Origin of the sequence: Streptomyces inhibens, from assembly GCF_003389455.1 — a bacterium.
Classification (GTDB): domain Bacteria; phylum Actinomycetota; class Actinomycetes; order Streptomycetales; family Streptomycetaceae; genus Streptomyces; species Streptomyces inhibens.
Genome location: NZ_QUAC01000217.1, coordinates 6867 through 33076 on the forward strand (window position 1 = coordinate 6867; position 26210 = coordinate 33076).

The 26210-nt window shown below is 71.3% G+C and carries 29 protein-coding genes; 15 read left to right on the plus strand and 14 right to left on the minus strand.

Annotation, left to right across the window (positions count from 1 at the left end; translation table 11 throughout):
* Positions 1-219 precede the first annotated feature (219 nt).
* Both DY245_RS27005 and miaA read right to left on the minus strand, forming a co-directional pair.
* Positions 220-756, minus strand: coding sequence for a hypothetical protein (locus tag DY245_RS27005; RefSeq protein ID WP_128509828.1), 537 nt, complete (start codon positions 754-756; stop codon positions 220-222).
* 108 nt (positions 757-864) lie between these two features.
* Positions 865-1803: a tRNA (adenosine(37)-N6)-dimethylallyltransferase MiaA gene (miaA, locus tag DY245_RS27010; RefSeq protein ID WP_128509829.1), complete on the minus strand. Its 939-nt coding sequence runs from the start codon at positions 1801-1803 to the stop codon at positions 865-867.
* Positions 1804-1984: 181 nt separating this feature from the next.
* On the opposite strand from miaA, the gene DY245_RS27015 reads away from it, so the two are divergent.
* Complete coding sequence (locus DY245_RS27015; RefSeq protein WP_128509830.1) at positions 1985-2395, plus strand: hypothetical protein; 411 nt, start codon at positions 1985-1987, stop codon at positions 2393-2395.
* 157 nt (positions 2396-2552) lie between these two features.
* Here the strand turns inward: DY245_RS27015 and DY245_RS27020 are convergent, their stop codons facing one another.
* Positions 2553-3263 carry a class III extradiol dioxygenase subunit B-like domain-containing protein gene (locus DY245_RS27020; protein ID WP_128509831.1) on the minus strand — a complete coding sequence of 237 codons (711 nt, stop codon included), beginning with the start codon at positions 3261-3263 and terminating at the stop codon, positions 2553-2555.
* A gap of 93 nt (positions 3264-3356) precedes the next feature.
* Positions 3357-4871, minus strand: a complete 1515-nt coding sequence (miaB, locus tag DY245_RS27025) for a tRNA (N6-isopentenyl adenosine(37)-C2)-methylthiotransferase MiaB (protein WP_128509832.1) — start codon at positions 4869-4871, stop codon at positions 3357-3359.
* A 215-nt stretch (positions 4872-5086) separates the two neighbouring features.
* Here miaB and DY245_RS27030 point away from each other — a divergent pair, with 215 nt between their 5' ends.
* Positions 5087-5272, plus strand: coding sequence for a hypothetical protein (locus DY245_RS27030; RefSeq protein WP_128509833.1), 186 nt, complete (start codon positions 5087-5089; stop codon positions 5270-5272).
* A gap of 216 nt (positions 5273-5488) precedes the next feature.
* Here the strand turns inward: DY245_RS27030 and DY245_RS27035 are convergent, their stop codons facing one another.
* Both DY245_RS27035 and DY245_RS27040 read right to left on the minus strand, forming a co-directional pair.
* The gene (locus tag DY245_RS27035; protein WP_128509834.1) at positions 5489-6865 is read right to left on the minus strand and encodes a serine hydrolase domain-containing protein; all 1377 of its coding nucleotides are present in this window, start codon (positions 6863-6865) and stop codon (positions 5489-5491) included.
* 58 nt (positions 6866-6923) lie between these two features.
* Positions 6924-7493, minus strand: a complete 570-nt coding sequence (locus tag DY245_RS27040; RefSeq protein ID WP_128509835.1) for a serine hydrolase — start codon at positions 7491-7493, stop codon at positions 6924-6926.
* A 136-nt stretch (positions 7494-7629) separates the two neighbouring features.
* On the opposite strand from DY245_RS27040, the gene DY245_RS27045 reads away from it, so the two are divergent.
* A complete protein-coding gene (locus DY245_RS27045) occupies positions 7630-8361 on the plus strand; it encodes a TetR/AcrR family transcriptional regulator (protein ID WP_128509836.1) in 732 nt (243 codons plus the stop codon).
* 60 nt (positions 8362-8421) lie between these two features.
* Positions 8422-9420 carry a TAXI family TRAP transporter solute-binding subunit gene (locus DY245_RS27050; protein WP_128509837.1) on the plus strand — a complete coding sequence of 333 codons (999 nt, stop codon included), beginning with the start codon at positions 8422-8424 and terminating at the stop codon, positions 9418-9420.
* A 124-nt stretch (positions 9421-9544) separates the two neighbouring features.
* On the opposite strand, the gene DY245_RS27055 is transcribed toward DY245_RS27050, so the two are convergent.
* From DY245_RS27055 to DY245_RS27065, 3 genes are all read right to left on the minus strand, one after another.
* Positions 9545-9748, minus strand: a complete 204-nt coding sequence (locus DY245_RS27055; RefSeq protein ID WP_128509838.1) for a cold-shock protein — start codon at positions 9746-9748, stop codon at positions 9545-9547.
* Between the two features lie 205 nt (positions 9749-9953).
* Positions 9954-11369 (minus strand): ATP-binding protein, encoded by a 1416-nt coding sequence (locus DY245_RS27060; RefSeq protein ID WP_128509839.1) that lies wholly within the window; start codon positions 11367-11369, stop codon positions 9954-9956.
* Between the two features lie 16 nt (positions 11370-11385).
* Positions 11386-12132, minus strand: a complete 747-nt coding sequence (locus DY245_RS27065; RefSeq protein WP_128509840.1) for a response regulator transcription factor — start codon at positions 12130-12132, stop codon at positions 11386-11388.
* A 278-nt stretch (positions 12133-12410) separates the two neighbouring features.
* Between DY245_RS27065 and DY245_RS27070 the strand changes: the two genes are divergently transcribed.
* The 8 genes from DY245_RS27070 (at position 12411) to DY245_RS27100 (ending at position 19065) form a co-directional block, all read left to right on the plus strand.
* Entirely contained in the window at positions 12411-13196 is a 786-nt protein-coding gene (locus tag DY245_RS27070) for an amino acid ABC transporter ATP-binding protein (protein WP_128509841.1), read from the plus strand.
* Between the two features lie 56 nt (positions 13197-13252).
* Positions 13253-14164: a glutamate ABC transporter substrate-binding protein gene (locus tag DY245_RS27075; protein WP_128509842.1), complete on the plus strand. Its 912-nt coding sequence runs from the start codon at positions 13253-13255 to the stop codon at positions 14162-14164.
* Positions 14165-14295: 131 nt separating this feature from the next.
* Positions 14296-14943 (plus strand): amino acid ABC transporter permease, encoded by a 648-nt coding sequence (locus DY245_RS27080; protein ID WP_128509843.1) that lies wholly within the window; start codon positions 14296-14298, stop codon positions 14941-14943.
* Between the two features lie 73 nt (positions 14944-15016).
* Positions 15017-15952: an amino acid ABC transporter permease gene (locus DY245_RS27085; RefSeq protein ID WP_128509844.1), complete on the plus strand. Its 936-nt coding sequence runs from the start codon at positions 15017-15019 to the stop codon at positions 15950-15952.
* A 185-nt stretch (positions 15953-16137) separates the two neighbouring features.
* Positions 16138-17988 carry an FAD-dependent monooxygenase gene (locus tag DY245_RS27090; RefSeq protein WP_128509845.1) on the plus strand — a complete coding sequence of 617 codons (1851 nt, stop codon included), beginning with the start codon at positions 16138-16140 and terminating at the stop codon, positions 17986-17988.
* Positions 17981-18067, plus strand: coding sequence for a putative leader peptide (locus tag DY245_RS47920; RefSeq protein ID WP_311044721.1), 87 nt, complete (start codon positions 17981-17983; stop codon positions 18065-18067). The genes DY245_RS27090 and DY245_RS47920 overlap by 8 nt, the downstream gene beginning before the upstream one ends.
* Positions 18068-18145: 78 nt before the next feature.
* On the plus strand, positions 18146-18688 hold the full coding sequence (locus DY245_RS27095) for a cupin domain-containing protein (protein ID WP_128509846.1): 543 nt from the start codon (positions 18146-18148) through the stop codon (positions 18686-18688).
* A complete protein-coding gene (locus tag DY245_RS27100; protein ID WP_128509847.1) occupies positions 18685-19065 on the plus strand; it encodes a rhodanese-like domain-containing protein in 381 nt (126 codons plus the stop codon). Before DY245_RS27095 ends, DY245_RS27100 begins: the two co-directional genes overlap by 4 nt.
* A gap of 249 nt (positions 19066-19314) precedes the next feature.
* Here the strand turns inward: DY245_RS27100 and recX are convergent, their stop codons facing one another.
* Entirely contained in the window at positions 19315-19968 is a 654-nt protein-coding gene (gene recX / locus DY245_RS27105) for a recombination regulator RecX (RefSeq protein WP_128509848.1), read from the minus strand.
* A gap of 6 nt (positions 19969-19974) precedes the next feature.
* Positions 19975-21102 (minus strand): recombinase RecA, encoded by a 1128-nt coding sequence (gene recA, locus DY245_RS27110; protein WP_128509849.1) that lies wholly within the window; start codon positions 21100-21102, stop codon positions 19975-19977.
* A gap of 322 nt (positions 21103-21424) precedes the next feature.
* Between recA and DY245_RS27115 the strand changes: the two genes are divergently transcribed.
* Together DY245_RS27115 and DY245_RS27120 are read left to right on the plus strand one after the other, a co-directional pair.
* The gene (locus DY245_RS27115) at positions 21425-21703 is read left to right on the plus strand and encodes a hypothetical protein (protein WP_220377951.1); all 279 of its coding nucleotides are present in this window, start codon (positions 21425-21427) and stop codon (positions 21701-21703) included.
* 153 nt (positions 21704-21856) lie between these two features.
* Entirely contained in the window at positions 21857-22213 is a 357-nt protein-coding gene (locus tag DY245_RS27120) for a YciI family protein (RefSeq protein WP_128509850.1), read from the plus strand.
* Positions 22214-22381: 168 nt separating this feature from the next.
* Here DY245_RS27120 and DY245_RS46815 read toward each other — a convergent pair whose 3' ends face one another.
* The 3 genes from DY245_RS46815 to DY245_RS27135 form a co-directional block, all read right to left on the minus strand.
* The gene (locus DY245_RS46815) at positions 22382-23437 is read right to left on the minus strand and encodes a hypothetical protein (protein WP_244943289.1); all 1056 of its coding nucleotides are present in this window, start codon (positions 23435-23437) and stop codon (positions 22382-22384) included.
* A 95-nt stretch (positions 23438-23532) separates the two neighbouring features.
* The gene (locus DY245_RS27130) at positions 23533-24777 is read right to left on the minus strand and encodes an AI-2E family transporter (protein WP_128509851.1); all 1245 of its coding nucleotides are present in this window, start codon (positions 24775-24777) and stop codon (positions 23533-23535) included.
* A gap of 126 nt (positions 24778-24903) precedes the next feature.
* Positions 24904-25098, minus strand: coding sequence for a DUF3046 domain-containing protein (locus DY245_RS27135; RefSeq protein WP_128509852.1), 195 nt, complete (start codon positions 25096-25098; stop codon positions 24904-24906).
* A gap of 78 nt (positions 25099-25176) precedes the next feature.
* On the opposite strand from DY245_RS27135, the gene DY245_RS27140 reads away from it, so the two are divergent.
* A complete protein-coding gene (locus DY245_RS27140; protein ID WP_128509853.1) occupies positions 25177-26100 on the plus strand; it encodes a hypothetical protein in 924 nt (307 codons plus the stop codon).
* Positions 26101-26210 lie beyond the last annotated feature (110 nt).

The following is a 26210-nucleotide window of genomic DNA, read 5'->3' on the forward strand; positions in this document are numbered from 1 at the left end:
GCCGTGCCGAGCCTTGGAGCCGTACGGGGGGCCGTGCCGAGCCTTGGGGCCGTACGGAGAGCCCTGAGGGAAACGGGGCCCCCGGGGGAAAACGCACTCATACACCCGCCCACCCCCCGAAGGGGGGTGGGCGGCGGGGAAAAAGGCGGGAGGTGAGGAAAGAGGCAGGAGGAGGAAAGAGGCGGGAGGCAGGAGGCAGGAGGCGCGGAAAACAGGCGCTCAGCGCAGCCGCGCCACGCGCCAGATGGCCAGCGACGCGGGGATCGCCACCAGGACCGCGTAGATCAGCACCACGCGCCAGTTGGCGCGGCGCCCGGAGCCGCGTACGGGGAGACCGGGCCAGGTGTGGCCGACGCGGCGGGCGGCCATCATGCCCCAGCCGGCGGCGCAGCAGCACAGCAGCAGGCCGAGCATCGCGATCACCGCGCCGCCGTCGCCACCGAATTCGAAGGCGAGGGGGAAGGCGAACATCAGCGAGCCGACGGCGGCGAGCCCGACGATCGGCGCGAGCTGCCACAGGCGCAGCCGGCGCGGCGGACGCAGTTCCCGGAAGGACTCGCCGCCCTCGCCGGGCCCGTCGGTCCCGGCGTCCGGGCCGTCTGAGTCGTCCAGGGTGTCCGGGTCGGTGAGCGGGTCGCCGCCGATGCCGCCGGCGCCGGACAGACCGTCCTGGGCGTCCGGGCCGTCGTCGGTCAGCGATGCCGTGTCCGCGTCGCTGTCCGGTTGCTGCGCTCTGTTGCGAGGGCCGGCCTCCATTGCCACGCGCCCTCCCCACTCCAGACTGCACGCCTCGATCGAAGGTCGATGATGACACGCCCTCAGGGGCCCGGATGACGGCCGGAGCGTCCCGATGCCATGACGTGATCAGGCTGTGACCGGTCGTTCGAGCAACGCCAGCGCCTGCCTGGGAAGTTCCGCCCGCTGGTCGGCGGCGCCGCTGAGCCAGTGGACCCGCGGGTCCCGGCGGAACCACGAGTCCTGACGGCGCGCGAAGCGCTTGGTGGCGCGCACCGTCTCGTCGCGCGCCTCCTGTTCGGTGCACTCCCCCGCCAGCTGGGCGAGCACCTGCTGATAGCCGAGCGCCCGGGAGGCCGTACGGCCCTCGCGCAGCCCCTCGCCCTCCAGGCGGCGCACCTCGTCGACCAGGCCGGCCTCCCACATACGGTCGACGCGCCGTGCGATCCGCTCGTCGAGCTCGGGGCGCTCGACATCGACACCGATCTGAAGGGTGTCGTAGACCGCTTCATGGCCGGGGAGGTTGGCGGTGAAGGGGCGGCCGGTGATCTCGATGACCTCCAGGGCGCGCACGATGCGGCGGCCGTTGCTCGCCAGGATCGCGCGGCCGGCCTCGGGGTCGGCGGCGGCCAGCCGGGCGTGCAGGGCGCCGCTGCCCTGTTCGGCCAGTTCGGCCTCCAGGCGGGCGCGCACGTCGGGGTCGGTGCCGGGGAATTCGAGGGCGTCGATGGCACCGCGTACGTACAGGCCGGAGCCGCCGACGAGGACCGGGGTGCGGCCCTCGGCGAGCAGCCGGTCGATCTCGGCGCGGGCCAGCCGCTGGTACTCGGCGACGCTGGCGGCGCGGGTCACGTCCCAGATGTCCAGGAGGCGGTGCGGGACGCCCTGCTGCTCCTCGGGCGTGAGTTTGGCGGTGCCGATGTCCATGCCGCGGTAGAGCTGCATGGAGTCGGCGTTGATGACCTCGCCGCCTACGTGTTGGGCGAGCGCGACGCCCAGATCGGACTTTCCGGCCGCGGTGGGGCCGACGACGGCGATGACCCGCGGAGCGGGGACGGCGGTGTTCACCCCGTCAGTCTCGCAAACATCACGCCCCCATCTCGAACGAGCGACGTGACGGGCTACCGATGACGTCGTTGCCTGTTGCGAGGTCCCGAGAGCCGGTTGCAGTACCGGCGCCCGTGGGTGGCGCAACGGTCCGCTCCGGGCGGCACGGGGTTTCGCCCACATGAAGAGCGTAGGAGCAGTTATGGGCGTGTTTTCGCGGTTTCGTCGCCGTAAGGCCGAAGCGTCGACGGAGGAGAGTGCCGCTGCGGCGGTGACGGCCGAGTCGGAGACGGCGGAACCGGCGGAGGCGGCCGCTTCGGCGGACGCCAAGGGGGCCGAGGGGGCCGAGGAGGCCGAGGAGGCCGAGGGCGCCAAGGACGTCCAGGACACCGTCGAAGACGGCGAGCCCTCGGCGGATGCCGCGGAGGCCGTGGCGGAAGCGGGGGATGCGGCGGCTCCGGAGGCGTCCGACGACGCGGAGGGGACGACGGCCGCCGATGGCGAGCCGCGCGCGGAGAAGGCCGCCGAGAGCGCCGAGAGCGCCGGGATTCCCCGGCAGCAGTCGGCGGAGGCCGCGGCGGACAGCGAGTCCGGCGAGGGTGCGCGGAAGTAGTCCGGCGCGCACAAAACGGGCAGGCGTAGCGGCCGCGGGGTGACTCACCTCGCGGCCGCTGCCGTGCGAGGGCCATGGCACCCGCCCGTCATGGCGGCGATGCACTCGTCGCTCGTCGCCCCGGCACGGGCCTCCGCGGCGGCTTCCCGACGGCCGCCTACGACCAGGCCGCCACGAAGTAGCCCACGCCGTACGGGGCCTCCTCGCGCAGCAGCCGGCCGCTCAGGCCCGCGCCCTCGGCCGCGCCCGCCAGGACCTGCCAGCAGGCCCGCCCGGACGCCTGGAGGTCGAAGGCCAGCTCCTCGTCGAGCGCGGTCAGCGCGGCGAGGTCGGCGGCTCCCAGGGCGCTTGCCGCGGCGGCGTCGAAGGCCTCGGCCCGCTCGTCGAAGTAGCCGGGCGCCTTCACCGTCCGGCAGGCGCTTCCGTCGCCCATCACCAGCAGCGCCACCCGGGGCGCGGACACGGCGATCTCCCGGCCCACCGGCAGACAGCGGTCACGCGGCAGCGGCTCCCCCACGCCCAGCCCCTCCACGGGGGCGTCGGCCCAGTCCGCACGGGACAGCAGCCACGCGCCGACGGCCAGCGACGGCGGAAGCTGCCGCTCGCGCACGGCCTCCGCGGCGCCCAGCGACACCTCCAGGTCCACCCCGAAGCCGTGGAAGGAGCCGACGGCGCCCTGCGGGTGCGGGCCCCGGCCGGCCTGATCGGCGGGGCCGAGGACGACCAGCCGGTCGGGACGGGCCGCGGCGAGCACGCCGACCGCGTCCAGGCAGGAGGCGCGCAGCGCGTCCAGCTCGGGCGCGGCGCCGGCGGCCACCTCCGGGACGAGCAGCGGCGGGCAGGGGCAGATGGCGGCGGCTACGAGCATGCGACGCAGCGTAACGCCCCCGGTGCGGAGCCGGTCTCCCTGCCCTGGTGTCGCCCCTGGCGCGCCTGGTGTCGTACCTGGCGCGCGGCCGGGTCAGTCGCAGCCGCAGCCCGCTGCGGGCGCGGGGCCGGGCGCCGGGGCACCGATGGTGGGCAGGCCCAGCAGCACTCCCTTGGGCTTCTCCGCCGGGGCGGCGTTGCGCTTCTCCCAGGCGTCGCCGGCGCGCGTACGGCGCACCGCCTTGGTCGGACCCTCCGCCAGGAGGTGGTGCGGAGCGGCGTACGTCACCTCGACGGTCACCACATCGCCGGGGCGGACCGGCTCCTCGGGGCGGGTGAAGTGCACAAGGCGGTTGTCGGGGGCCCGGCCGGACAGACGGTGGGTCGCGTCGTCCTTGCGGCCCTCGCCCTCGGCGACCAGCACCTCGATCGTGCGGCCGACCTGCTTCTTGTTCTCCTCCCAGGAGATCTCCTCCTGGAGGGCGACCAGGCGCTCGTAGCGCTTCTGGACGACGGCCTTGGGGATCTGGTCCTCCATGTCGGCCGCCGGGGTGCCGGGGCGCTTGGAGTACTGGAAGGTGAAGGCCTGGGCGAAGCGGGACTCGCGGACCGTGTGCAGGGTCTGCTCGAAGTCCTCCTCGGTCTCACCCGGGAAGCCGACGATGATGTCCGTGGAGATGGCGGCGTCCGGCATCGCGGCGCGCACCTTCTCGATGATGCCGAGGAAGCGCTCCTGGCGGTACGAGCGGCGCATCGCCTTCAGGACGCGGTCGGAACCGGACTGCAGCGGCATGTGCAGCTGCGGCATGACGTTCGGCGTCTCGGCCATGGCGGCGATCACGTCGTCGGTGAAGTCGCGGGGGTGCGGGGAGGTGAAGCGGACCCGCTCCAGGCCCTCGATCTGCCCGCAGGCGCGCAGCAGCTTGCTGAACGCCTCGCGGTCGCCGATGTCGGACCCGTAGGCGTTGACGTTCTGGCCGAGCAGGGTGATCTCGCTGACGCCCTCGGCGACCAGCGCCTCGACCTCGGCGAGGATGTCGCCGGGCCGGCGGTCCTTCTCCTTGCCGCGCAGCGCGGGCACGATACAGAACGTACAGGTGTTGTTACAGCCCACGGAGATGGAGACCCAGGCCGCGTACGCGCTCTCGCGCCGGGTCGGCAGGGTCGAGGGGAACGCCTCCAGCGACTCGGCGATCTCGACCTGCGCCTCCTCCAGGACGCGGGCGCGCTCCAGGAGTACGGGCAGCTTGCCGATGTTGTGCGTCCCGAACACCACATCGACCCAGGGGGCCTTCTTGACGATGGTGTCCCGGTCCTTCTGCGCGAGACAGCCGCCCACGGCGATCTGCATGCCGGGGCGCGCGGCCTTCTTCGGCGCGAGCTGCCCGAGGTTGCCGTAGAGCCGGTTGTCGGCGTTCTCCCGCACCGCGCAGGTGTTGAACACGACGACATCGGCCCCGTCGGCGTCCTTGGGCGCGGGCACGTATCCGGCGTCCTCCAGCAGGCCCGACAAGCGCTCGGAGTCGTGGACGTTCATCTGACACCCGTAGGTGCGCACCTCGTACGTTTTCACACTGTCCACTGCCTGGCTCCGGTCGCTGCTGGTCATGCGACAAGGGTAGGCGGTGCTCGGAGTGGCACCGCCCGGTGCGCCGGGCGGACCGCGGCGGCAAGGTCGCCTACCTGGACAAGACCCAGCAGGGCTACGTCCTCAAGGTCCGCGAGGCATCGTCCGGGTAAGAGGTCATCTCCGCGGCCTTTTTCCCGGCCGACGCCTCCGGAGAGGGCGTCGCCCCGTCCGGCAGTGGCGACGTCGAGATGTCGGTGACCGGCTCCCTGAACCTCCAGGTGTTCCCCGGGGCAGGCGGCCTGCTCGTCTCGACGTACGGAAACGCCGACCTGGTGGCGCCTGACGGCAAGCTCACCAAGGGCATCTCGAAGGTGAAGCTCGGCGGGCAGTCGGCCGACGTGGACGACGCGATGACCGTTCCCGGACCGAACGGCTGGTGAGCAACGGCGACCGGGAAGGCGAGAGCGCCGAGGGCGGCGGTTTCGGCGTCGACGGCGGCCGGCACAGCAAGCAGCCACGACGGGCGTCGCCAAGCCGCTCCCGGAGACGACCGAAAACCCGTACGCCATTGCCGTCGGCGCAGGCGTGTTCCTCACCTACGCCGGCCAGGACAGCGCACACATGGTCGTCCTCAGCTCCCGGAGCTGAGTGCTGCTTCATCCCGCCTTCGGCGCCGCCCGCATGCCGATGTAGCAGCACATGGTGCCGTCGGTCAGGGTGGAGAAGACCACCGGCATCCAGTCCTCGCTGAAGGAGGGGCCGGCGCCCGAGGCGGCGAAGACCGTGTCCGAGACGGGGGACAGGTTCATTTCGAGCGGCGGGGAGAAGTCCTTCATGCCGTCGACGAACTCGTACACCAGGTGGGGCGTGCCGTCGTGCTCGGTGACGGTGATGACGACGCCTTCGCGCCGGTAGGTGCCGAGGAACGGTGCCATGTCCACCGTGGGCGGCTGTGCCGCCGGCTCGAAGGCGTCCGGCATCCGCACGCCGGCCAGTTCGTCGAGGAGTTCGCGGAAGAGGGTGGCGTACAGCCGGCGGGCGCCTCCGCCGTTGGTCAGCAGGGCGATGGCCACTCCTGCTTCCGGTGTCACCCGCAGGTAGGCGTACTGGCCGATCGAGGCGCCGTCGTGGCCGAAGCCCGGGGTGCCGAACCAGTCGTACAGCGTCCAGCCCAGGCCCCAGCCGTCGGAGCTGACGGTCCACTTGTCGGGGCAGTCGACCTCGCGCCGCTGCATCGCCTCGACGGTCCCGGGGGCGAGGACGCGGGTGCCGTCCTGCGCCGTGCCGCCGTCGAGGTGCATCCGCGCGAGGCGGACCACATCGCCGGCGGAGGCGATGACCCTGCCGTACGGGCCCGCCGAGCGCGGCATGAGGTCCCACGCGGGCGCCGGGTCGGGGTCCGCTCCGGGCTCTCCCAGGTGGCCCATCGCGGCGCGGAAGCGCAGTACCTCCTCGGGCAGCGTCATGGTGTGCGTGAGGCCGAGCGGGGTGAGGAGCCGGTCCTTGAGGGCCTCGTCCCAGGTCTGGCCGGTCAGCACCTCGATGATGCGGCCGAGGACGTTGTAGCCGACGCTGCTGTAGGAGACCGCGGTGCCGGGCGGGCAGTCCAGCGCCACCCCTTGGGCGGCCTCGACATACTTGGCGAGGCAGTCGTCACCGCGACCGGTGTCATGGGTGAAGTCGCAGGTCAGACCGCCGGTGTGGCTGAGCAGCTGGCGGGTGGTGATCTTCTTGGTGGCCTCCGCGTCGGCGACGGCGAAGTCCGGCAGTACGGTCACGACCGGTGCGTCGAGGTCCAGGTCGCCGGATTCGGCCAGCTGCATCACCAGCGTGGCGGTGTAGATCTTGGCGATCGAGCCGAGCTGGAACACCGAGTCGGTCGTCGCCTCGACCCCGGTTCCGCGGTGCAGTACGCCGCTGGCCAGCTCGTGGAGGTGCCCGCCGGTGAGTACGGCCAGGGTGGCGCCCGGTACGTGGTGGGTGGCGCGCAGCTCGTCGAGCCGGGTCTGCCAGTGCGCAAGGTCGAAGGTCATCGTGCTGCTCCTCAAGTGGATTGCGTGTAAGGGGAGTTGGTGCGGTGTGCGGACGTGATCAGTCGTCGATCGACCGGTAGGCCGTGGCCCGGAAGTCCTGGGCCAGGTGCAGGCAGTCCGGGGAGTCCATCGCCGCCTGGGTCAGCGGGACTCCGGTGAGGCCCTGGGCGGGGTCTGCGTACGCCGAGGGGCCGAGGCCGCCGTCCCAGCCGAACCGGCCGACGGAGGGCAGGTCGCGGCGGCGGGCGCGGACCGCCATGCCGAAGCCGTCCCGGGTCCCGAAGCCGGCACCGCCCGCGCTGCCGAAGAAGGCGTCCTTGCCGAGCCGCCGCTCCGGCGTCAGGTGGTCCGTCGTCATCAGCTCGACCGAGGCCCGGGGCAGGATGCGCCCGCCGTCGCAGGCCCCCTTGTTCAGGAGCATCCGCTGGAAGGCGGTGTAGTCGTCGGCCGTGGAGACCAGTCCGTCGCCGCCGGACGGGAACACCTGCGGGCGGCTCCAGGTTCCGCCGGCGGCCTCGTCGTACACCGCCAGCTTTCCGGTCTGCGGATCATGGGCGTAGCTCGTCGGGAGCCGGTGGATCACCTTGCCCGGCATGCCCTGCCGGCCCCGGTTCGGGTACTTCGACATGACCCCTCCTCCGCGCCGCGTCCGCCGAGTGCGTACGCCGTGCTCTCGTTGCGCACACTGTACGCACACTGGAACAGTGTGCGCAACGGCGTACGGCGTGCCCTATCGTGGGCGGCCAAGGAAGAGGAGAGGTCGTATGTCAGCCGACAAGCAGCAGGTCCCCTCGGTGTGGACCCGTCCGCGCCGACAGCGGGAACAGCCGGCGCTGAGCCGGGAGCAGATCGTGTCCGAGGCCGTGGCCCTGCTCGACGCCGAGGGGCTGGAGGCCCTGAGCATGCGGAAGCTGGGCACCCGGATGGGCGCCGGGGCCACCTCGCTCTACCGGCATGTGGCCAACAAGGACGAGCTGATCGAACTGGTCGTGGACGAGGTCTACGGCGAGCTGGAGGTGCCGGAGGCCGAGGCTCCGGAGGGCTGGCGGGCGGCGGTCGACGCCAGCGCCCACAGCCTGCGGGCGATGGCGCTCCGGCACCCCTGGGTCGCCTCCGTGCTCGGTCAGGTCGGCCTCGCCCATCTCGGGCCGAACCTGATGCATATGTCGGACCGCATGCTCGCCCTGTTCAGGGCGGCGGGCTTCGACGGGGGCGAGGCCGATCAAGCCATGAAAACGGTCATCGCCTATGTCATCGGGACGGCGACCAGCGAGGCCGCGTATCTGTCCCTGCTCGCCCGCAGCGGCCAGGACGAGCGCGACTGGCTGGAGAGCCTGCGGCCGGCCTCCGAGCAGGCCATGCAGGACCACCCGCGGCTGCGGGAGGGGCAGGCCGCACGGCAGGGGAAGGACCCGCGCACGGTCCGCGAGGAGAACTTCGACTACGGCCTCCAGCGGGTCCTCGACGGCCTGGCGGCCCGGCTCGACCGCCGCTGACGTCGGGGGACCGGGCCCCGCCCCTCCCTTTTGCGCCGCGCTACTGGCAGGATCCCGCCCATGGTCACAGCACTCCCCCGCACCACCGGCCGCCGGACCGTCCTGACGGCGATCGCGGCACTGGTCGCCCTCGGGCCGGCGCTGTGGTGGCTGTTCTCGATGGGCGGTGCACCCTCCCCCGGTGGGCGGGTGACTTTGGCGACGGGCGTGCCGACCGGGGTGTACGCGCGCTACGGGGAGCTGCTGAAGCAGGATCTGGCCCATGACATGCCGGAGGTGGATCTCCGGCTGACGCGCAGCGAGGGGTCGATCGACAATCTGCGCCAGCTGGTGGCGGGGCGTGCGGAGTTCACCATCGCGACGGCGGACGCGGTCGCCACGTACAAGATCCGGGGCGAGCGGGGCGCGGACCGGCTGCGGGCCTGCGCGCGGCTGTACGACGACTACATGCAGCTGGTGGTGCCGAAGAAGTCCGCGGTGCGGTCCACGAAGGATCTGCGGCGGCTACGGGTGGGTGTCGGGGCCGACGGCTCCGGCGTCCAGCTGATCACCCGGCGGCTGCTGGAGGCGGCCGGGCTGGACTTCGACAAGGACATCACGCCGGTGCGGGTGGGCATCGACCGGATGCCCAAGCTGCTGGAGCGCGGCAAGCTGGACGCCTTCTTCTGGTCGGGCGGGCTGCCGACGACGGCCGTCCAGCATCTGGCGCAGCACTTCCCGGTGCGGCTGGTCCAGCTCGGGGATCTGAGCCAGGAGCTGCACCGGCAGGGCGAGCGCACCCGCTACTACCGGGCGGCCGTGATGCCCGCCGACGCCTATCCGCTGGCCCAGGACGGGGAGGCGGTGAAGACGATCGCGGTGGCGAATCTGCTGGTGACACTGGACCGGGAGGATGCCGCGCTGACCGAGGGCATCACCCGGACCGTGATCAACAGCCGGGACTGGATCGGGCGCGAGGTGCATGCCGCGCAGAAGGTGGATCTGCGGACCGCGGTGTTCACCGATCCGCTGGAGCTGCACGAGGGCGCCCGGCGCTATTACGTGTCCGTCAAGCCCTGACGGCTGCGTGGCCGTCCGGCGCCGGCGGTTGCGTGGCCGCCAGGCCCTGGGGCGGGACGGCGAACGGGTCGGGGCCCGCACCGAACTGTCCGGTGCGGGCCCCGATCGCGGGACGCGAGGTGCGTCAGGCGGGGACGATGTTCTCCGCCTGCGGGCCCTTGGGGCCCTGGGTCACGTCGAAGGTGACCTTCTGGCCCTCGAGGAGCTCACGGAAGCCCTGGGACTGGATGTTCGAGTAGTGGGCGAAGACGTCGGGGCCGCCGCCGTCCTGCTCGATGAAGCCGAAGCCCTTTTCCGAGTTGAACCACTTGACGGTGCCGGAAGCCATGTTTTTCTCCTTCATGGGGCAAGCCGAAGACCACACTGCGCGGCCTCCTTGTCGCCGAGATGATCGCCCCACACCGGAACAGGTCCGTAAACAAGGAACGCCCGGGGCATCCAGCCTCCGGGCGCGCACAAAGTTTCATGGGTACCACAACTGCAACACCGTCAACGTTAGCACAGGAGTACGGTGCCGCCGTGTGCACGCCCCGTCACGGTGCGGTACGCGGCACGGTCACGGTGACCTTCAGACCGTGCGGAGCGTGCGGCGCATAGGCGATGGTGGCGCCGCCCGCGGCGAGCAGCGCGCGGGTGATCGACAGGCCGAGGCCGGAACCGGAGATGTTCTGATGGCGGCCGCTGCGCCAGAAGCGGTCGCCGACCCGGGCCAGCTCGTCGTCGGTCAGGCCGGGGCCGCGGTCGGCGACGGTGATGTGGACGTGCTCGCCGTCCGGCGCCACGGCGACGGTCACCGGCTGGTCGGCCGGGGTGAACTTCAGGGCGTTGTCGACGACGGCGTCCAGGGCACTGGAGAGGGCGATCGGGTCGGCCCAGCCGGTGACGGCGCCCAGGCCCTCGTAGGTGAGGCGGACGCCCTTGTCGTCGGCCAGCGGGCGCCAGGAGTCGACGCGCTCGGCCGCCAGCGCCGCGACATCGGTGAGCTGGAGGTCGGCGGCGGTGTGTTCGGCCAGCGCGAGGTCGAGCAGATCGTCCAGGACGCGGGCCAGCCGTTTGCCCTCGGTACGGACCGCGGCGATCTCCTCGTTGCCCTCGGGGAGTTCGAGGGCCAGCAGCTCGATCCGCAGCAGCAGCGCGGACAGCGGGTTGCGCAGCTGGTGGGAGGCGTCGGCGACAAAGGCGCGCTGCTGTTCCAGGACGTCTTCGACGTTGTCGGCCATCTCGTTGAACGAGCGGGCCAGCCGGCGCAGTTCGGGCGGGCCGGCGGTGGCGGCGACGCGGGCGTTCATCCGGCCGGTGGCGATGTCGTGGCTGGCCGCGTCCAGGACCCGTACGGGCCGCAGCACCCAGCCGGTGAGCCGGAAGGCCGCGGCGACGGCGACGAGCATGGCCGCGCATTCGCCGGCCGCGATGAGCAGCCACCAGCGCAGGATGCGCGGACGCAGTTGTCCGGTGGGCGAGTCGGTGAAGACCACGGCGACCACATCGCCGTCGCGGATGACGGGCGAGGCGACCGGGATGCGGCCGGTGTCGTCCCAGGGCCAGATCTGGTGCGGGTCGTGGCTGCGGCGGCCGGCCAGCGCCTCGCTGAACGCCTGGGCGCCCTCACCCTCGCGGGGCACCGGCAGGCCCTGCGGTGCGGCGGCCATCGGGGTGTGGTCGCGGTAGAAGACGCCGGCGCGTATGCCGTAGAGGCCGTAGTAGCGGGCCAGTTCGGCGCGGAGGGTGGCGCGGCGCTCATCCTCTTCGGGGGTTTTGTTCTTTTCATCCGCTTCGGGGCGGGCGGTGACGAACTGGGCGAGCGAGGCGAACCGGGCGGCGTCGTCGATCCGGTCCACGACCACCCGCTGCTGCTCCACCCCGGCCGTGATGACCCCGAGCGGGATGCCGAGCGCGAGCAGCACACCGGCCATGAGGACGATGAGGAGCGGGAGGAGTCGGGTGCGCACGTGGTGGTAACGACCGTCAGGGCGCCGGGGAGGCGGGCGGCCGCGCGGCCGCCGAGGCGCCGGAGGCCGGGACGACGAGGCGGTAGCCGACGCCGCGCACCGTCTCGATCAGGGCGGGCATACGCAGTTTGGCCCGGAGTGAGGCGATATGCACCTCCAGGGTCCGGCCGGTGCCCTCCCAACTCGTCCGCCACACCTCGCTGATGATCTGTTCCCGGCGGAAGACCACGCCGGGGCGCTGGGCGAGCAGCGCGAGCAGGTCGAACTCCTTGCGGGTCAGCGGGACCGCGCTGCCGTCCACGGACACCTGGCGGGTGGGGAGTTCGACGGTGACCGCGCCCAGCCGCAGCCCCTCGTCGGCGGCGCTCTCCTCGGCCGGCTGCTCCCCGCCGCCGGATGCGTTGCGCCGGCTCACCGCATGGATACGGGCCAGCAGCTCCCCGGTGTCGTACGGCTTGACGACATAGTCGTCCGCGCCGAGATTGAGGCCGTGGATGCGGGAGCGCACATCGGACCGCGCGGTGACCATGATGACGGGGGTGGCACAGATCTTGCGGATCCGGCCGCACACCTCGAAGCCGTCCTGGTCGGGCAGCCCGAGATCGAGCAGCACCACCGCGAACGGTTCGGCGCTGTCGGGCAGCAGGGCCTTGAGCGCCTCCTCGCCGCTCCGCGCGTGTACGACGGCCAGGCCGTGCTTGGCGAGCACCGCGGACAGCGCCGCGGCCACATGATCGTCGTCCTCGACCAGCAGCAGTCTCATCAGCCCTCCTTCCCGGGTGCGTGTGTACAGGCCACAGGGCATCTACGGCGATAGGAGGTGTGCGCGTCAAGAGGGGGCCACCTCCCGGCCGCCATCCGTTACCCAGCCGGTACGCCCGGGGCACTTCATCACGGCACGCGGCCCCCGGTACCCGGCTTCACGCAGAGTTCTCCTCTGCGACCGGATCGTTATGCTCAAGTTCCCCTCAGATGTAATGACGCTGGTCGCGGGGCGTCACTAGGGTCCTCCCCAACCGAGGAGGACGGAGCTACACGCCGATGAGCGAAGTATCGGTGACCAAGAACGCCGAGGGTCCCGCGGCGGCAGGGGACCAGCTGGTCGTGCTGGACAACGTGAACAAGCACTTCGGCGCGCTGCACGTGCTCCAGGACATCGACCTGACGATCGCCCGTGGCGAGGTCGTCGTCGTGATCGGGCCCTCGGGCTCGGGCAAGTCGACGCTCTGCCGCACGATCAACCGCCTGGAGACCATCGACTCCGGCAGCATCACCATCGACGGGAAGCCGTTGCCGCAGGAAGGCCGCGAGCTGGCCAGGCTGCGCGCCGACGTGGGCATGGTCTTCCAGTCCTTCAATCTCTTTGCGCACAAGACGGTGCTGGAGAATGTGATGCTGGGCCAGACCAAGGTCCGCAAGACGGACAAGGCGGCGGCCGAGCAGAAGGCCCGCGCCCTGCTGGACCGGGTCGGTGTCGGCACCCAGGCGGACAAGTACCCCGCACAGCTTTCCGGTGGCCAGCAGCAACGCGTGGCGATCGCCCGGGCACTGGCGATGGACCCGAAGGTGATGCTGTTCGACGAGCCGACCTCCGCGCTGGACCCGGAGATGATCAACGAGGTGCTGGACGTGATGCAGCAGCTCGCCCGGGACGGCATGACGATGGTCGTAGTCACCCATGAGATGGGGTTCGCGCGCTCCGCAGCGAACCGGGTCGTCTTCATGGCGGACGGCCGCATCATCGAAGAGGCCGAGCCGAACCAGTTCTTCAACAACCCGCGCAGCGACCGCGCCAAGGACTTCCTGTCGAAGATCCTCCACCACTGAGGCCGCGGTTGGGCCACCATGATTGCCAACACCTGTTGAACCAAAGGATGTTCACCATGAGGATTCGTAAGACGGCCACGGCCGGTGCGGTGGTGCTCGCGCTGGCGGCTACGGCAACCGCGTGCGGCGGCGAGTCGGGTTCGGCAGGCGACAAGCCGGCCGGCGGCGAGGTCTACAGCGGCGATTACAAGGTCACCTCGGCGCCGAAGATCGACTCGGCGGTGCTGAAGAAGGCGCAGCAGGCCAAGAAGATCGTCGTCGGTGTGAAGGCCGACCAGCCTTTCCTGGGCTTCAAGGACCCGGCCACCGGCAAGTACTCCGGTTTCGACATCGAGATCGCCAAGATGGTCGCGGCGGACCTGGGCTTCTCCGAGAAGCAGATCGACTTCCAGACGGTCGACTCCAACGTCCGTGAGACCAAGATCTCCAAGGGCGACGTCGACTTCTACGTCGGTACGTACACGATCAACGACGAGCGCAAGAAGCAGGTCGGCTTCGCGGGCCCGTACTACACCGCCGGTGCGGACCTCCTGGTGCGCAAGGACGACAAGAGCATCACCGGGCCGGACAGCCTCAAGGGCAAGAAGGTCTGCTCGATCGCCGGCTCCACGCCGCTTCAGGAGATCAAGAAGCCGAAGTACGGCGCGCAGACCACCGAGCTCTCCAAGTACTCGGACTGCGTGAAGTACCTGCTGGACGGCCAGGTCGACGCGGTCACCACCGACGACGCGATCCTCAAGGGCTACGCCGCCCAGCGTCCGCAGAAGCTCCGGGTCGTGGAGAAGCCGTTCACCAAGGAGCCCTACGGCGTCGGCATGAACAAGGACGACAAGGCGCTGCGCGAGGCGATCACCAAGGCGCTGGAGAACCACATCAAGAACGGCGACTACGAGAAGGCGTACAAGGGCACGCTCGGCAAGTCCGGCTCGAAGTTCACCGCCCCGGAGACGCCGCTGCCGCGGTACTGAGGCGCTCGCGCACTCAACCGGACTGCGCCGCCCCGTACGCCCGCCGCGGCGGGTGTGCGGGGCGCCGTGTCTTCCCCCGCTTCTGACCCTCTTCCCGCCGTCGCCCCGATGACCGCTACCGCGGAGACCCCATGAACGTACTCCTCGATTATCTGCCCGAGTTCCGGGACGGATTCCTCGGAACGCTGGCGATCACCGCGTCCAGCGCCCTGCTCGCGCTGGTACTCGGCGTGCTCATAGCCGGCTTCCGGGTCTCTCCGATTCCGCCGCTGCGCGCCTTCGGCACGGCCTGGGTCACGGTGCTGCGCAACACGCCGCTGACGCTGCTCTTCCTGGTCGCCTTCTTCGTCGTACCGCAGATCCTCTTCCAGGGCGCGAGCCCGTACGTGCTCGCCACGCTGGCACTCGGCTTCTACACCTCTTCCTTCGTGTGCGAGGCGGTGCGGTCCGGCATCAGCACCGTGCCGATGGGGCAGGCGGAGGCCGCGCGCAGCCTCGGTATGACGTTCTCCCAGACGCTGCGCATGATCGTGCTCCCGCAGGCCACGCGCACCGTACTCCCGCCGCTGAGCAGCATCTTCATCGCGCTGACGAAGAACTCCGCGATCGCCGGCGCCTTCAGCTACAGCGAGCTGTTCAACGTCTCCAAACTGCTCAACGACAAGGGATACGCGATCGCCTGGATCTTCCTGTGGACCGCGCTCGCCTACCTCATCATCACCTTCGCCATCAGCGGCATCTTCCGGCTGCTGGAGCGCCGTATGGGGGTGGCCCGATGAGCGGACGTGACGGGCGGAACAGCAGGACGTGGATGCCACGCGCGGGCGGGGCGGAACGAAGCGAGGTAGTGGCATGAGTGGGGCCAGCGTTCTCTACGACGTACCGGGACCGAAGGCAAAGGCACGCAACCGCGTCTACACCGTCGTCGGCTCGCTCGCGGTACTGGCGCTGATCGCGTTCGTCGTCATGCGGTTGAGCGCCAAGGGCCAGCTGGAGCCCGAGGTGTGGAACATCTTCAACTACGCCGGTGTGCGGACCGGCATCCGCGACGGTGTGCTGACGACACTTCAGGTCTTCGCGGTCGCCGCGGTGCTGTCGCTGGCGCTGGGCGTGCTGCTCGCGGTGGCCAGGCTGTCGGACCACAAGCCGGTCCGCTGGTTCGCAACCGGGTTCATCGAGCTCTTCCGCGCCGTCCCGCTGCTGATCACGATCTACGCGCTGTGGGTGATCCTGCTCAGCAACCGCGAGAGCCTCGGCCTCGCCGACAGCCAGCCGCAGTTCTGGGCGCTGGTCATCGGGCTGACGATCTACAACGGCTCGGTGCAGGCCGAGGTGCTGCGGGCCGGTATCAACTCCGTGCCCACGGGGCAGCGCGAGGCCGCCTACGCACTGGGTATGAGCAAGACCCAGGTCATGACGACGGTGCTGATTCCGCAGGCCGTCCGGGCGATGCTGCCGACGATCATCAGCCAGCTCGTGGTGACCCTGAAGGACACCTCCCTCGGCTACATCATCACGTTCGAGGAACTGCTCTTCACCGCCCGCCTGATGAGCACCAACATCATCGTCAACGGCAACGACACCTACGTCCCGGTCATCATCGTCACCGGCACCATCTATGTCGCGATGTGCCTGGCGCTGTCCGCCCTCGCCAACTGGATCGAGCGGCGCGGCCGGCGGGCCAAGACCGGCATCGGGGTCGCCGCGGCCGCCGAGCCGGTGGCCGCCACCGACGCGATGGAGGTCTCCGACGCGGTGCCCGACGGGCCGGTCGCCAAGAAGGAATGACGGCACGACAGGCCGTTCCGCGGCTGATACCGAACCGTCTGGAGGCGGTGGCACCCTCGCCACCGCCTCCGTCACTTGACGCGAGCGGCCGCAGTGGGTTGCATACGCTGTGTGATCACGCACCGGGCTCCAACTGCCAGTTCCCGCACGACCCGTACGAACCAGCGGCCCCAGGGAGCTGCGCCGTGGACCCGGTGATCGTCGTCGGGGCCGGCCCGGTCGGCCTCTCGCTCGCGCTCGCCCTCGCGCGGCTCGACGTCCCCTCCATCGTCCTCGATGAGACCACCGGCCAGGAGGACTCCCGGCCCGCCCGCACCGCCGTACTCCGCCAGGACACCGCGGCCTTCGTCGGCCGGATCGGCTGCGCCGACACCCTGGAGAGCGCCGGCACCCGCTGGACGGCCTGGCGCACGATGCGCCGCCGGCGCCTGCTCGAACGCATCCCGTTCGCCCCGCGGACCCCGGACGGCGCGGCCGGCCCCGCCACCGCGTCCCCGGTGCACCTCCCCCAGCACGCACTGACCCGCGCACTGCGCGCCGCCCTGGCCCACGAGAAGCTGGCCACGGTCGTCACCGACAGCCGACTGGCCGATCTGGAGCAGGACGAGCACGGCGTCAGCGCACAGACCCGTGGCCCCAACGGGACGTGGTGGCGCGGGAGTTACCTCATCGGCTGCGACGGCCCGCGCTCGACCGTCCGCAAGCTGCTGGACATCCGCTTCCCGGGACGTACCGCCGTCGAACGGCATGCGGTGGCCGCGCTGCGCTGCGAGCTCCCCTGGCCCGGCGAGGCCCTGCTGCACCGCTCGCCGCCCCGGCACGGCGGCGGCCCGGGCGGCGAGGTCTCCGCCCGTCCGCTGGCCGACGGCCTCTGGCGGCTGGACTGGCTGCTGCCGCCGGGGCGCGAACTGGTCACACCGGACGCCCTGGTCGCCCGGATCCGCGACTCGCTGGCCGGCTGGACCGTCGAATCCCCGGCGGACCCGGCCGACGGGACCGGCGCGGAGGGCGGCGAACCGCTCGCGCGGGGCCGCGGTCACGGCCGGCTGGTCCCGCCGTACGAGCTCCTCGACACCGGCGTGCACACCGTCCACCACCGGCTGGCCCGGTGCTGGCGGCAGGGCCGCGCCTTTCTCGCCGGCGACGCCGCGCACCTCCTGGGCGCGCTCGGCACTCAAGGCCTCGACGAGGGGCTGCGGGACGCCGAGAACCTCGCCTGGAAGCTGGGACTGGCCTGGCACCACGGCGCCTCCGAGATGCTGCTCGACAGCTACCAGGCCGAGCGCCGGGGCGCGGTCGCGGCCCGGCTGCGCGCCGCGGACCAGGCGCTGCCGCTGCTCCGGGACGGGCGCGCGGCCCGCTGGCGGACCGTACTTCCGGGCGCGGCGCGCGGCCGCAGCACCCTGCTGACCGACGGCCACCTGGGCCGCGGCCCACTGGGCGCACCGCCGGTCTACGCCCGCACGCCGCTCGCACCGCACGCCGAGCACACCGGCGGGCCGCTCGTCGAAACGTTCCCCGGTGCACCGGTGACGGATGTGGCGGTGACCGCGCCCGACGGCTCGGTGGTGCGGCTGCGCGACCGCCTCGGACACGGCCTGCTGGTGGTGCTGGTGGCGCCCGGCACCGGCGTCTGGGACCGGCGGCACTGGCAGTCGGCGGGCCTGATGCCGGGGCTGACCGACGCGGTCACCGCACTGCCGATGGATGCCGAGATCCTGGTGACCGAGGCCTACCCGGGCGCGGCGGCGCACACCGTGCTGCTCGTACGGCCGGACGGCCATCTGGTCACGGCGTTCTCGGGCGTCCGACCGGCCGAGATGCACGCGTGCGCGGACGCGGTACGGGGCGGGGCGCACGGGCGGGAGGCCGAGGCGGTGCGACGGAGCGACGACGCGGCTCGACGGACCGGCGGAACCGAGGAGTACGAGGAGTGCGAGGATTCCGAGGCGTCCGGGCGGCGCGAAGCCGGCGAGGACGGCGCATCCGCTGTTGACCCTGTGGGAACCTCCATGCTTCACTCCGAGAGTGACTGATCACAGCTCGCGATTCTGGCGGAGGGTCCATCTGGACCTGGTCCGCTATGCGGGCTGCATGTGTCGTCCGTCCTGTTGATCCGCAGCTCCTTCCCCGCGCGGCCGCCTGCCTCTGTCCGGCAGCCGCGTCTCTTCGCGATCACCCAGGACGGTTTCCGTGCCCGATGTACGTACCCCTGCGCGCCCGCGTGCCACCGGCCATGACGGCGGGCCCAGCGCATCCGAACTCCTCGACTTCGCCCGCCGCAGCGCCACGGACCCGGCGCTCGTCGCCTCGCTCCCGCTCGACCCCGAAGGCCGTACCTGGATCCGGCTGGACGGGCCGGGCGGCAGTGAGGCATGGCTGATCGGCTGGCCGCCCGGCACCGGCACCGGCTGGCACGACCACGGCGGCTCGCGCGGCGCCTTCGCGGCGGCCACGGGCGAGCTGACGGAACAGTCGCTCGCCGCCCAACTGCCCACCGAGGGCTGGAAGACCCTGGAACTCGCCGACGGCGTGGACCGGGAGCGCAGGCTCAGCGACGGCCACGGCCGGGCGTTCGGCCCGCACCATGTCCATCAGGTGCTCAACACCTCCGAGGACACCCATGCGGTGTCGGTGCACGCCTATTACCCGCCACTGCCGCTGATGCGCCGCTACAGCCGCACGGGTCAGGTGCTGCGGCTCGAAGCGGTCGAGCAGCCGGAGGAGTGGACATGAGCGCCGTCGACGCATTGCTGGCGCGGGCCCGGCGCGAACTGGGACGACGGGTCGGCCCCCGGGAAGCCGCCGCCGTCCAGGAGGCCGGCGGGCTGCTGGTCGACATCCGGTACGCAACGCTGCGGGAGCGCGACGGCACGATCCCCGGCGCGCTGATCGTGGAGCGCAATGAGCTCGAATGGCGGCTCGACCCGACGGGCGAACACCGCGCCCCCGAGGCGACCCACCATGATCTTCCGGTCGTGGTCATCTGCAACGAGGGCTATGCGTCCAGCCTCGCGGCGCTCTCACTGCGCGAGTTGGGCCTCCACCGGGCGACGGACCTGGTGGGCGGGTTCCAGGCTTGGCGGGGGGCGGGGCTGGCGGTACGGGGCTGACACTCGGCCTCTGCTTCTCTCTCCCCCCGCCCCTCCCCCACTCCAGCCCTGGCGTCCCCCCATGGCCGGCTCGGAGCGATGACTCACACCCATCGCTCGGAGCCATGGCCCATGCCCTCGGCCGGACCTGCCCCGTACCTCGGGCGGGCGTCCCCCATGCGCCCGCGCCGTTCCACCCTCCGGCGCTCGCACCCCAGGGCCTCGGGCCCCCGCACCTGGGCTCCGCGCCTCAGCCCCCACGCCTCCGGCTCAGGCCTCCGGCAGATGCTGCTCCAGCAGTTCCGGATCCTCGCCTTCCTCCTCCAGGGCCCGTTTGACGACGCGGAGGGCGAGGCCCTCCGAGTAGCCCTTGCGGGCCAGCATCCCGGCAAGGCGGCGGAGGCGTTTTTCGCGGTCCAGGCCTCTGGTGGCGCGCAGTTTGCGGTCGACCAGCTCGCGGGCGGTGGACTCCTCCTGTTCGGAATCGAGGCGGCCGACGGCCACATCGATCAGAGCGGAGTCCACGCCTTTGGTGCGCAGTTCGCGGGCCAGGGCACGGCGGGCCAGGCCGCGCCCATGGTGGCGGGACTCCACCCAGGCGTCGGCGAAGGCCGCGTCGTCGATCAGTCCGACGTCCTCGAAGCGGGACAGCACTTCCTCGGCTGCCTCCTCGGGGATACCCCGCTGATGCAGGGCGTCCGCGAGCTGCTTGCGTGTACGCGCGCTCCCGGTGAGCAGGCGCAGGCAGATGGCCCGCGCCTGCTCCTCGGGCGTACGCGGTGGTCCCGTCTCGGCCCTCGACGAGGAGGGACCACCGCCGTCCTCACGGCCACGACGGCCCCGGCGGCCGTTACGGGTCTCGGCGTCGCCGGCAGCGCTACTGGTGTCGTCCACGCTGTCCGGCCATTCCGTTCGCCGTGTCATGGCGGGCTAGCTCTTGGCCGCGGTGGCCTTGGAAGCCTTGGCGCCCTTGGCTGCCGGCGCCGTGGCCGGAGCCGCGGTGGCCGGGTCGGCCGCCGCCCCCGCGGCGTCCGCGCCGGGCTCCGCCGCCGGGTCCTGCGGCTTCACACCGATGCCGAGCTTCTCCTTGATCTTCTTCTCGATCTCGTCGGCGAGATCCGGGTTGTCCTTGAGGAAGTTACGGGCGTTCTCCTTGCCCTGGCCGAGCTGGTCGCCTTCGTAGGTGTACCAAGCGCCGGACTTGCGGATGAAGCCGTGCTCCACACCCATGTCGATCAGGCCGCCCTCACGGCTGATGCCATGGCCGTAGAGGATGTCGAACTCGGCCTGCTTGAACGGCGGGGAGACCTTGTTCTTGACGACCTTGACGCGGGTGCGGTTACCGACCGCGTCCGTGCCGTCCTTGAGGGTTTCGATGCGGCGGATGTCGAGGCGCACCGAGGCGTAGAACTTCAGCGCGCGGCCACCGGTCGTGGTCTCCGGCGAGCCGAACATCACGCCGATCTTCTCGCGGAGCTGGTTGATGAAGATCGCGGTGGTCTTGGACTGGTTGAGCGCGCTGGTGATCTTGCGCAGGGCCTGGCTCATCAGCCGGGCCTGGAGGCCGACGTGGGAGTCGCCCATCTCGCCCTCGATCTCGGCCCGCGGCACCAGGGCGGCGACGGAGTCGATCACGATGAGGTCGAGCGCGCCGGAGCGGACCAGCATGTCCACGATTTCCAGGGCCTGCTCGCCGTTGTCCGGCTGGGACAGGATCAGGGCGTCGGTGTCCACGCCGAGCTTCTTGGCGTACTCGGGGTCGAGGGCGTGCTCGGCGTCGATGAACGCGACGGCGCCACCGGCCCGCTGGGCGTTCGCGACGGCGTGCAGGGTCAGGGTCGTCTTACCGGAGGACTCCGGGCCGTAGACCTCGATGACGCGGCCTCGCGGGAGGCCGCCGACGCCGAGCGCGACGTCGAGTGCGGTGGATCCGGTCGGGATGACCTCGATGGGTTCGTTCGGGCGCTCCCCCATGCGCATCACGGCGCCCTTGCCGAATTGCCGTTCAATCTGTGCGAGCGCGGCGTCCAGCGCCTTCTCGCGGTCAGTGCCTGCCATGGGTTCCACCCGATTTGCTTGAGTCGATCGCTTCACGTCCATGACGCTAACGCCTGCCACTGACAATGCGCCCGGACCCGGCTGTGGCCTGTGGATAACTCCGCGGAAAGCCCGGAAACACAGGCCGGATCCCCTATGAGAATGGATGTTCGATTTTGGTGTCAAGCGCATCCCCGCGACGGACCGCTCCGGTGGTGTCCTGCGACAGCGATCCTTGATCAGTGCCATCGGTGATCATGAGGTCGTGCCACCGAAGTTCGAGCACGCAGGCGGCCATTGAGCCACGACGATCTGTACCCCGCTGACCTGCCACGATGTCCTCATGAGTGCCAATGACTCGTGGGAATCCGTGCCAACCGTCAATGTCCGCCTGTGGCGCTCCGATGCCGTAGTGCTGTTCGACTGGCTGATGAGCACCGACTTGGACGCCGTGCCGATCACGCATCCGGCTCAGAAGCAGGCGCTCGCGGACCTGCTGGGGCGGTTCGAGTGGGCATGTGATGTCGACATCACGGCTTCCACGGCGGAGAGATCGCCGCAGCCCAGGAAGAGGTGGCCAAGGACATGGGCTGGTGAGGGACCGGCGGCGAGCAAACTTTGATGGCACGGGCTCAAGGTGCAGCGTCACAGGACAGGTGGCCGCCCCGGAAAATTCTCAGAAGAATTTCCGAGGAGCTGTCGATCCGGCCGTCTCCCGTTCGACGCAAGGGTGAGAGGCAGGGAAAGCCCCCGCCCTCCGCACCGAGGAGTCACCATGCCGCGCTACCTGTCGATGATCCGTATCGACGAGCAGAACGCCCCCGCCGAGGACCCCGGCCCCGAGTTCGCGGAGCGCATGGGCGCGCTGTTCGAGGAGATCACCAAGGCCGGGGTCATGCTGGACACGGCCGGGCTCACCCCGACCTCCAAAGGCACCCGGGTCACCTGGTCCGGCGGCAAGCTGAGCTACACCGACGGGCCCTTCACCGAGAGCAAGGAGGTCGTCGGCGGCTACGCCATCATGCAGACCAAGGACAAGGCCGAGGCGCTGGAGTGGACCAACCGGTTCCTCCGCATCCACCCGGACCACTGGACCGTCACCGCCGAGCTCCGCGAGATCACCGAGGGCTGACCCGGCCGCGCTCGCCCCTCCGGTCACGGCTGCTCGCAGCCGTGACCGGAGCCAGGTGCCCCGGGACAAGCCGACAAGCCCGGGCCTTCGCCGTCGCAGGACGGCTGTGGTCCGGCGGTGGATGAACAACACCCCCTCGTGCGCGACAGCTGTGCCCGGGTTCGGCCTTCAGGCCGGTCGGCTTTCAGGCCGGTCGGCCGGCAATTCGGCGCGGCACAGAGGGCGCGTACGCAGCCAGTAGGAGCGGGCGGCGAGGATCAGGGCGCCGCCATAGAGGGCGAAGGCGCCGAACCCGATCCAGCTCACCAGCAGGACGTCCGACGAGGAGCGGAAATCGCCGCGCCGTACGGGCACCACACCGGCCGTCGCCAGGGCCGTGTAGCCGGTGCCTATCAGGCCGTACGGCGCGAGCGTGGCGGCGCCGATGAGAGCCGGGGTGAGGGGGAGCCAGCGGGGAACCCTTCGGCCGGCGAGGACGAGGGTCCAGCGGGGGAAGACCTGGCCCCAGGGGCGGATCAGCCCGAAGAGCAGGAACACCCCGAGCGCGGCGAGCAGCGTGGTGCCGTCCAGGCCCCAGGACTCCAGGGTGAGCCACACCCCGGAGGCGCCGTTGCGCCTGGAGGCCGCGAGCATCTCCGCGCTGCTGACCCCGGCGAACGTTCCGCCCACCGCCCAGGTCACCTTCATCCCCACGAACGGAAGGAACGCCAGGGCCCCGGCACAGCAGGCGAGGCGCACGGGGCGCGGTGCCCGGGAGGGCTCGGGCCTGACCAGGGTCTCGTGCACCGTGCCGCAGCGGGCGCACACGGTGGACCCGTACGAGCGGGCGGTGGCGGCCAGCAGCACCGCGCCGAGCAGCCCGAGCGCGTGCAGCACGGCGGCGGCCGGACTGTCGACCCCCTGGGCGAACAACAGCCCCACCACGTCCATCAACAGACTGAACGCCGAGACCAGCGACAGCCCGCAGGCCACCCACAAGAGCGCCCGCACCACGGGCCGGTTCCCGAGGCGCACCGCGGCCACCGCCGCGACCGCCGCCAGCGCGGCCACCACGACGACGAAGCGGCCCAGTCCGGCCGGGCCGAAGCTCCGGTCGGCGGGCGTCGCGGCGGTCAGCGCGCAGTGCAGTGCGAATCCGCCCTGGACCACCGCCCAGCAGATCGTCGCGTACCCCGCCCGGTGCGGCTTCGCTGTTCGTGTGTCATCGGTTGCGGCATCAGTCATGTGCCGAACGTCGCATCCGCCGCGGTTCGGGGACGTCGCCCGCCCGGATGATCCCCCTCCGTCTGACGGGCGAGGCCCGCGACGAACCGGGACCGTCAGCGGACGTCCTGGTCGTCCCCCTGGTCGGCGCCGGCCGCCCGCTCCGTCAGCGGGGCCGTCGGCTGCTCGTCGCGCAGGGTCCGCCGGACGCGGGCGAGCACCCTGGCACCGCGCATACGGCGCGTCCTGCCGTGGACCCGCAGGTCGTCGGTGACCTCGTACCGCTTGACGTACGCGCCGAGGAACGCCTGGAGCGTCGCCGTCGCCGGGATCGCGATCAGTGCGCCCACCGCGCCCATCAGGGCCGTGCCGGCGATGACCGACCCGAAGGCGACGGCGGGGTGGATGTCCACCGTCTTGGCGGTGATCCGCGGCTGCAGGAGGTAGTTCTCGAACTGCTGGTAGATCACGACGAAACCGAAGACCCACAGCGCGTACCAGGGGTTGACGGTGAAGGCGATCAGGATGGGCAGCGCGCCCGCAAGATACGTGCCGATGGTCGGGATGAACTGGGAGACCAGGCCCACCCAGATGCCCAGCGCCGGGGCGTACGGCACACCCAGCATCTCCAGCAGGACGTAGTGCGCTCCGCCGGATATCAGCGCCATCAGGCCGCGGGAGTAGAGATATCCGCCGGTCTTGGCGACCGCGATCTCCCAGGCGCGCAGCACCTCCGTCTGCCGGTGCGGCGGCAGGACCGAGCACAGCGCACGGCGCAGCCGGGGGCCGTCGGCGGCGAAGTAGAACGAGAACAGGGCCACCGTCAGAAGGTTGAACAGGCTGCCCAGCACCGTCGCGGAGACGGCCAGGACGTTGTTGGCGCTGTCCTGGACGTACTTCTGCAGCCAGTCGGACTTGAGCAGGTTGTTCTGCACCTCGACCCGCGAGAGGTGAGTGTGGAAGGTGCTGTTGATCCAGCTGATCACGGAGTCCAGATACTGCGGGAACTCCTCGACCATGGTGGCTATCTGGCCGGCGAGCATGGAGCCCAGCAGCGCGAAGAAACCGGCCGCGGTGACGAGGAAGCCCAGGAAGACCACAGCGGTGGCCAGCCCGCGCCGCATGCCCCGGGCGGCCATCCAGTCGACGGCCGGCTCGACGGCCAGCGCCAGGAAGAAGGCGATCAGCACATTCAGCAGCAGCGTGATCAGCTGGTGGAATCCCCAGGTGGCGAGCTGGTAGCAGGCCACCAGGGCGAGTGCGAGCACCATGGCGCGCGGCAGCCAGCGCGGCATCCGCGCATCGGACCGGTCCTCGGGTCGGGGGATGTCGTTGCTGGTGATCTCATCAGGCACAGGCACGACGCCAAGTGTGTCGCACGGCGCCGACATTCCCGGTCCCAGCCCGTGCATCCGTCCGCCATGCCCGGCCGCCGAGGACGCTTCCGTCCAGGTCAGGGCCCCGCGCCCGGCCCCCGAGGGCCCCGCTCAGCGCTTTTCGTGCGGCACATCCATCACCGAGCAGACCACCCGCCACACCTCTTTGGCGCTCCACCCCGCGTCCAGCGCCTCGTGGACGGTCCGGCCGCCGAGGCCGGACATCACATGATCGCGCGCAAAGGACTCGGCGTACGCCGCACCGAAGTGATCCGCCATCCGCTGCCAGAAGACCGTCAACCGCATGCCTTCAGTATCCCGCCCTGGGAGGGCAGCGGTGCGCGAGCCGGTGCCGCCGGGGGAGTTCGGCCCTACGGTCGGGCCATGGCCGAAAACGTAAGCCCCCCTCCGCCCCCGCTGGCGCGTGCCGAGCGATTCATCTGGCTGACCGCCCGGGTGCTTGAGCAGCGGCTCTTCGAGTACCACTTCCTCGGCGGCGGGGCGGACCCGGTCGACACCGCGCTCGCCGCGTACCGCAATGACGACGACGGCTACGGTCACGCGCTGGAGCCCGATCTGCGCGGCCCGGTCAGCCAGCCGCTGCACACCGCGCACGCCCTGAAGGTCCTCGATCTGATCGGGCGCTGCGACGGCCGCCAGGTGGAGCGGATCTGCCGCTATCTGACGAAGATCTCGACCCCTGAAGGGGCGCTGCCGGCGCTGCACCCCTCGCTGCGCGGCTATCCGGCCGCGCCCTGGATCCCGGTGGTCGACGATCCGCCGAGCGCGCTGCTGGCCACCGGCCCCGTGGTGGGGGTGCTGCACCGCAACGAGGTGTGGCACGCCTGGCTGTTCCGGGCCACGGACTACTGCTGGGCGGCCGTGGAGTCACTGGAGGAAACCCATCCGTACGAGGCCGAGGCGGCGGTGGCGTTCCTGGACGGTGCGCCGGACCGGCCACGGGCCGCCGCGGCGGCGCAGCGGCTCGGCCGGATCGTACGGGAGCAGGGTCTGGTGCTGCTGGATCCGAAGGACGCCGCGGACGTCCCGGTGGCGCAGGGGTACGCCCCCGGGGAGCATCACCTGGCGTACGACTACGCGCCCGCGCCCGGCTCGCTGGCCCGCGGCTGGTTCACCGACGAGGAGATGGGCCGGGCGCTGGACCACCTCTCCACACTCCAGGGGGAGGACGGCGGCTGGCCGATCAACTGGCGGGCGTGGGCGCCGGGGACGGCGCTGGAGAGCCGCCCGATGGTGACGCTCAAGGCGCTGCTGACCCTCCGGGCATACGGGCGTCCGCTGTCCTGAGCGCCGGGCCGCCCTGCCGGGACCGGGGCCGCCGGGCCGGCCCCGGTGGGCTCGGCGGGCCCCGGCCCCTTCGCTGCAACCGCCCCCGGTGCGGTCACCCGCCCAGGGCC

Bases quoted from the DNA above. Each gene is read 5' to 3' on its own strand.
- DY245_RS27005 (WP_128509828.1), bottom strand. From the start codon at position 756: ATGGAGGCCGGCCCTCGCAACAGAGCGCAGCAACCGGACAGCGACGCG.
- DY245_RS27015 (WP_128509830.1), top strand. From the start codon at position 1,985: ATGGGCGTGTTTTCGCGGTTTCGTCGCCGTAAGGCCGAAGCGTCGACG.
- DY245_RS27020 (WP_128509831.1), bottom strand. From the start codon at position 3,263: ATGCTCGTAGCCGCCGCCATCTGCCCCTGCCCGCCGCTGCTCGTCCCG.
- miaB (WP_128509832.1), bottom strand. From the start codon at position 4,871: ATGACCAGCAGCGACCGGAGCCAGGCAGTGGACAGTGTGAAAACGTAC.
- DY245_RS27035 (WP_128509834.1), bottom strand. From the start codon at position 6,865: ATGACCTTCGACCTTGCGCACTGGCAGACCCGGCTCGACGAGCTGCGC.
- DY245_RS27040 (WP_128509835.1), bottom strand. From the start codon at position 7,493: ATGTCGAAGTACCCGAACCGGGGCCGGCAGGGCATGCCGGGCAAGGTG.
- DY245_RS27045 (WP_128509836.1), top strand. From the start codon at position 7,630: ATGTCAGCCGACAAGCAGCAGGTCCCCTCGGTGTGGACCCGTCCGCGC.
- DY245_RS27050 (WP_128509837.1), top strand. From the start codon at position 8,422: ATGGTCACAGCACTCCCCCGCACCACCGGCCGCCGGACCGTCCTGACG.
- DY245_RS27055 (WP_128509838.1), bottom strand. From the start codon at position 9,748: ATGGCTTCCGGCACCGTCAAGTGGTTCAACTCGGAAAAGGGCTTCGGC.
- DY245_RS27065 (WP_128509840.1), bottom strand. From the start codon at position 12,132: ATGAGACTGCTGCTGGTCGAGGACGACGATCATGTGGCCGCGGCGCTG.
- DY245_RS27070 (WP_128509841.1), top strand. From the start codon at position 12,411: ATGAGCGAAGTATCGGTGACCAAGAACGCCGAGGGTCCCGCGGCGGCA.
- DY245_RS27075 (WP_128509842.1), top strand. From the start codon at position 13,253: ATGAGGATTCGTAAGACGGCCACGGCCGGTGCGGTGGTGCTCGCGCTG.
- DY245_RS27080 (WP_128509843.1), top strand. From the start codon at position 14,296: ATGAACGTACTCCTCGATTATCTGCCCGAGTTCCGGGACGGATTCCTC.
- DY245_RS27085 (WP_128509844.1), top strand. From the start codon at position 15,017: ATGAGTGGGGCCAGCGTTCTCTACGACGTACCGGGACCGAAGGCAAAG.
- DY245_RS27100 (WP_128509847.1), top strand. From the start codon at position 18,685: ATGAGCGCCGTCGACGCATTGCTGGCGCGGGCCCGGCGCGAACTGGGA.
- recX (WP_128509848.1), bottom strand. From the start codon at position 19,968: ATGACACGGCGAACGGAATGGCCGGACAGCGTGGACGACACCAGTAGC.
- recA (WP_128509849.1), bottom strand. From the start codon at position 21,102: ATGGCAGGCACTGACCGCGAGAAGGCGCTGGACGCCGCGCTCGCACAG.
- DY245_RS27115 (WP_220377951.1), top strand. From the start codon at position 21,425: ATGAGTGCCAATGACTCGTGGGAATCCGTGCCAACCGTCAATGTCCGC.
- DY245_RS27120 (WP_128509850.1), top strand. From the start codon at position 21,857: ATGCCGCGCTACCTGTCGATGATCCGTATCGACGAGCAGAACGCCCCC.
- DY245_RS46815 (WP_244943289.1), bottom strand. From the start codon at position 23,437: ATGACTGATGCCGCAACCGATGACACACGAACAGCGAAGCCGCACCGG.
- DY245_RS27135 (WP_128509852.1), bottom strand. From the start codon at position 25,098: ATGCGGTTGACGGTCTTCTGGCAGCGGATGGCGGATCACTTCGGTGCG.
- DY245_RS27140 (WP_128509853.1), top strand. From the start codon at position 25,177: ATGGCCGAAAACGTAAGCCCCCCTCCGCCCCCGCTGGCGCGTGCCGAG.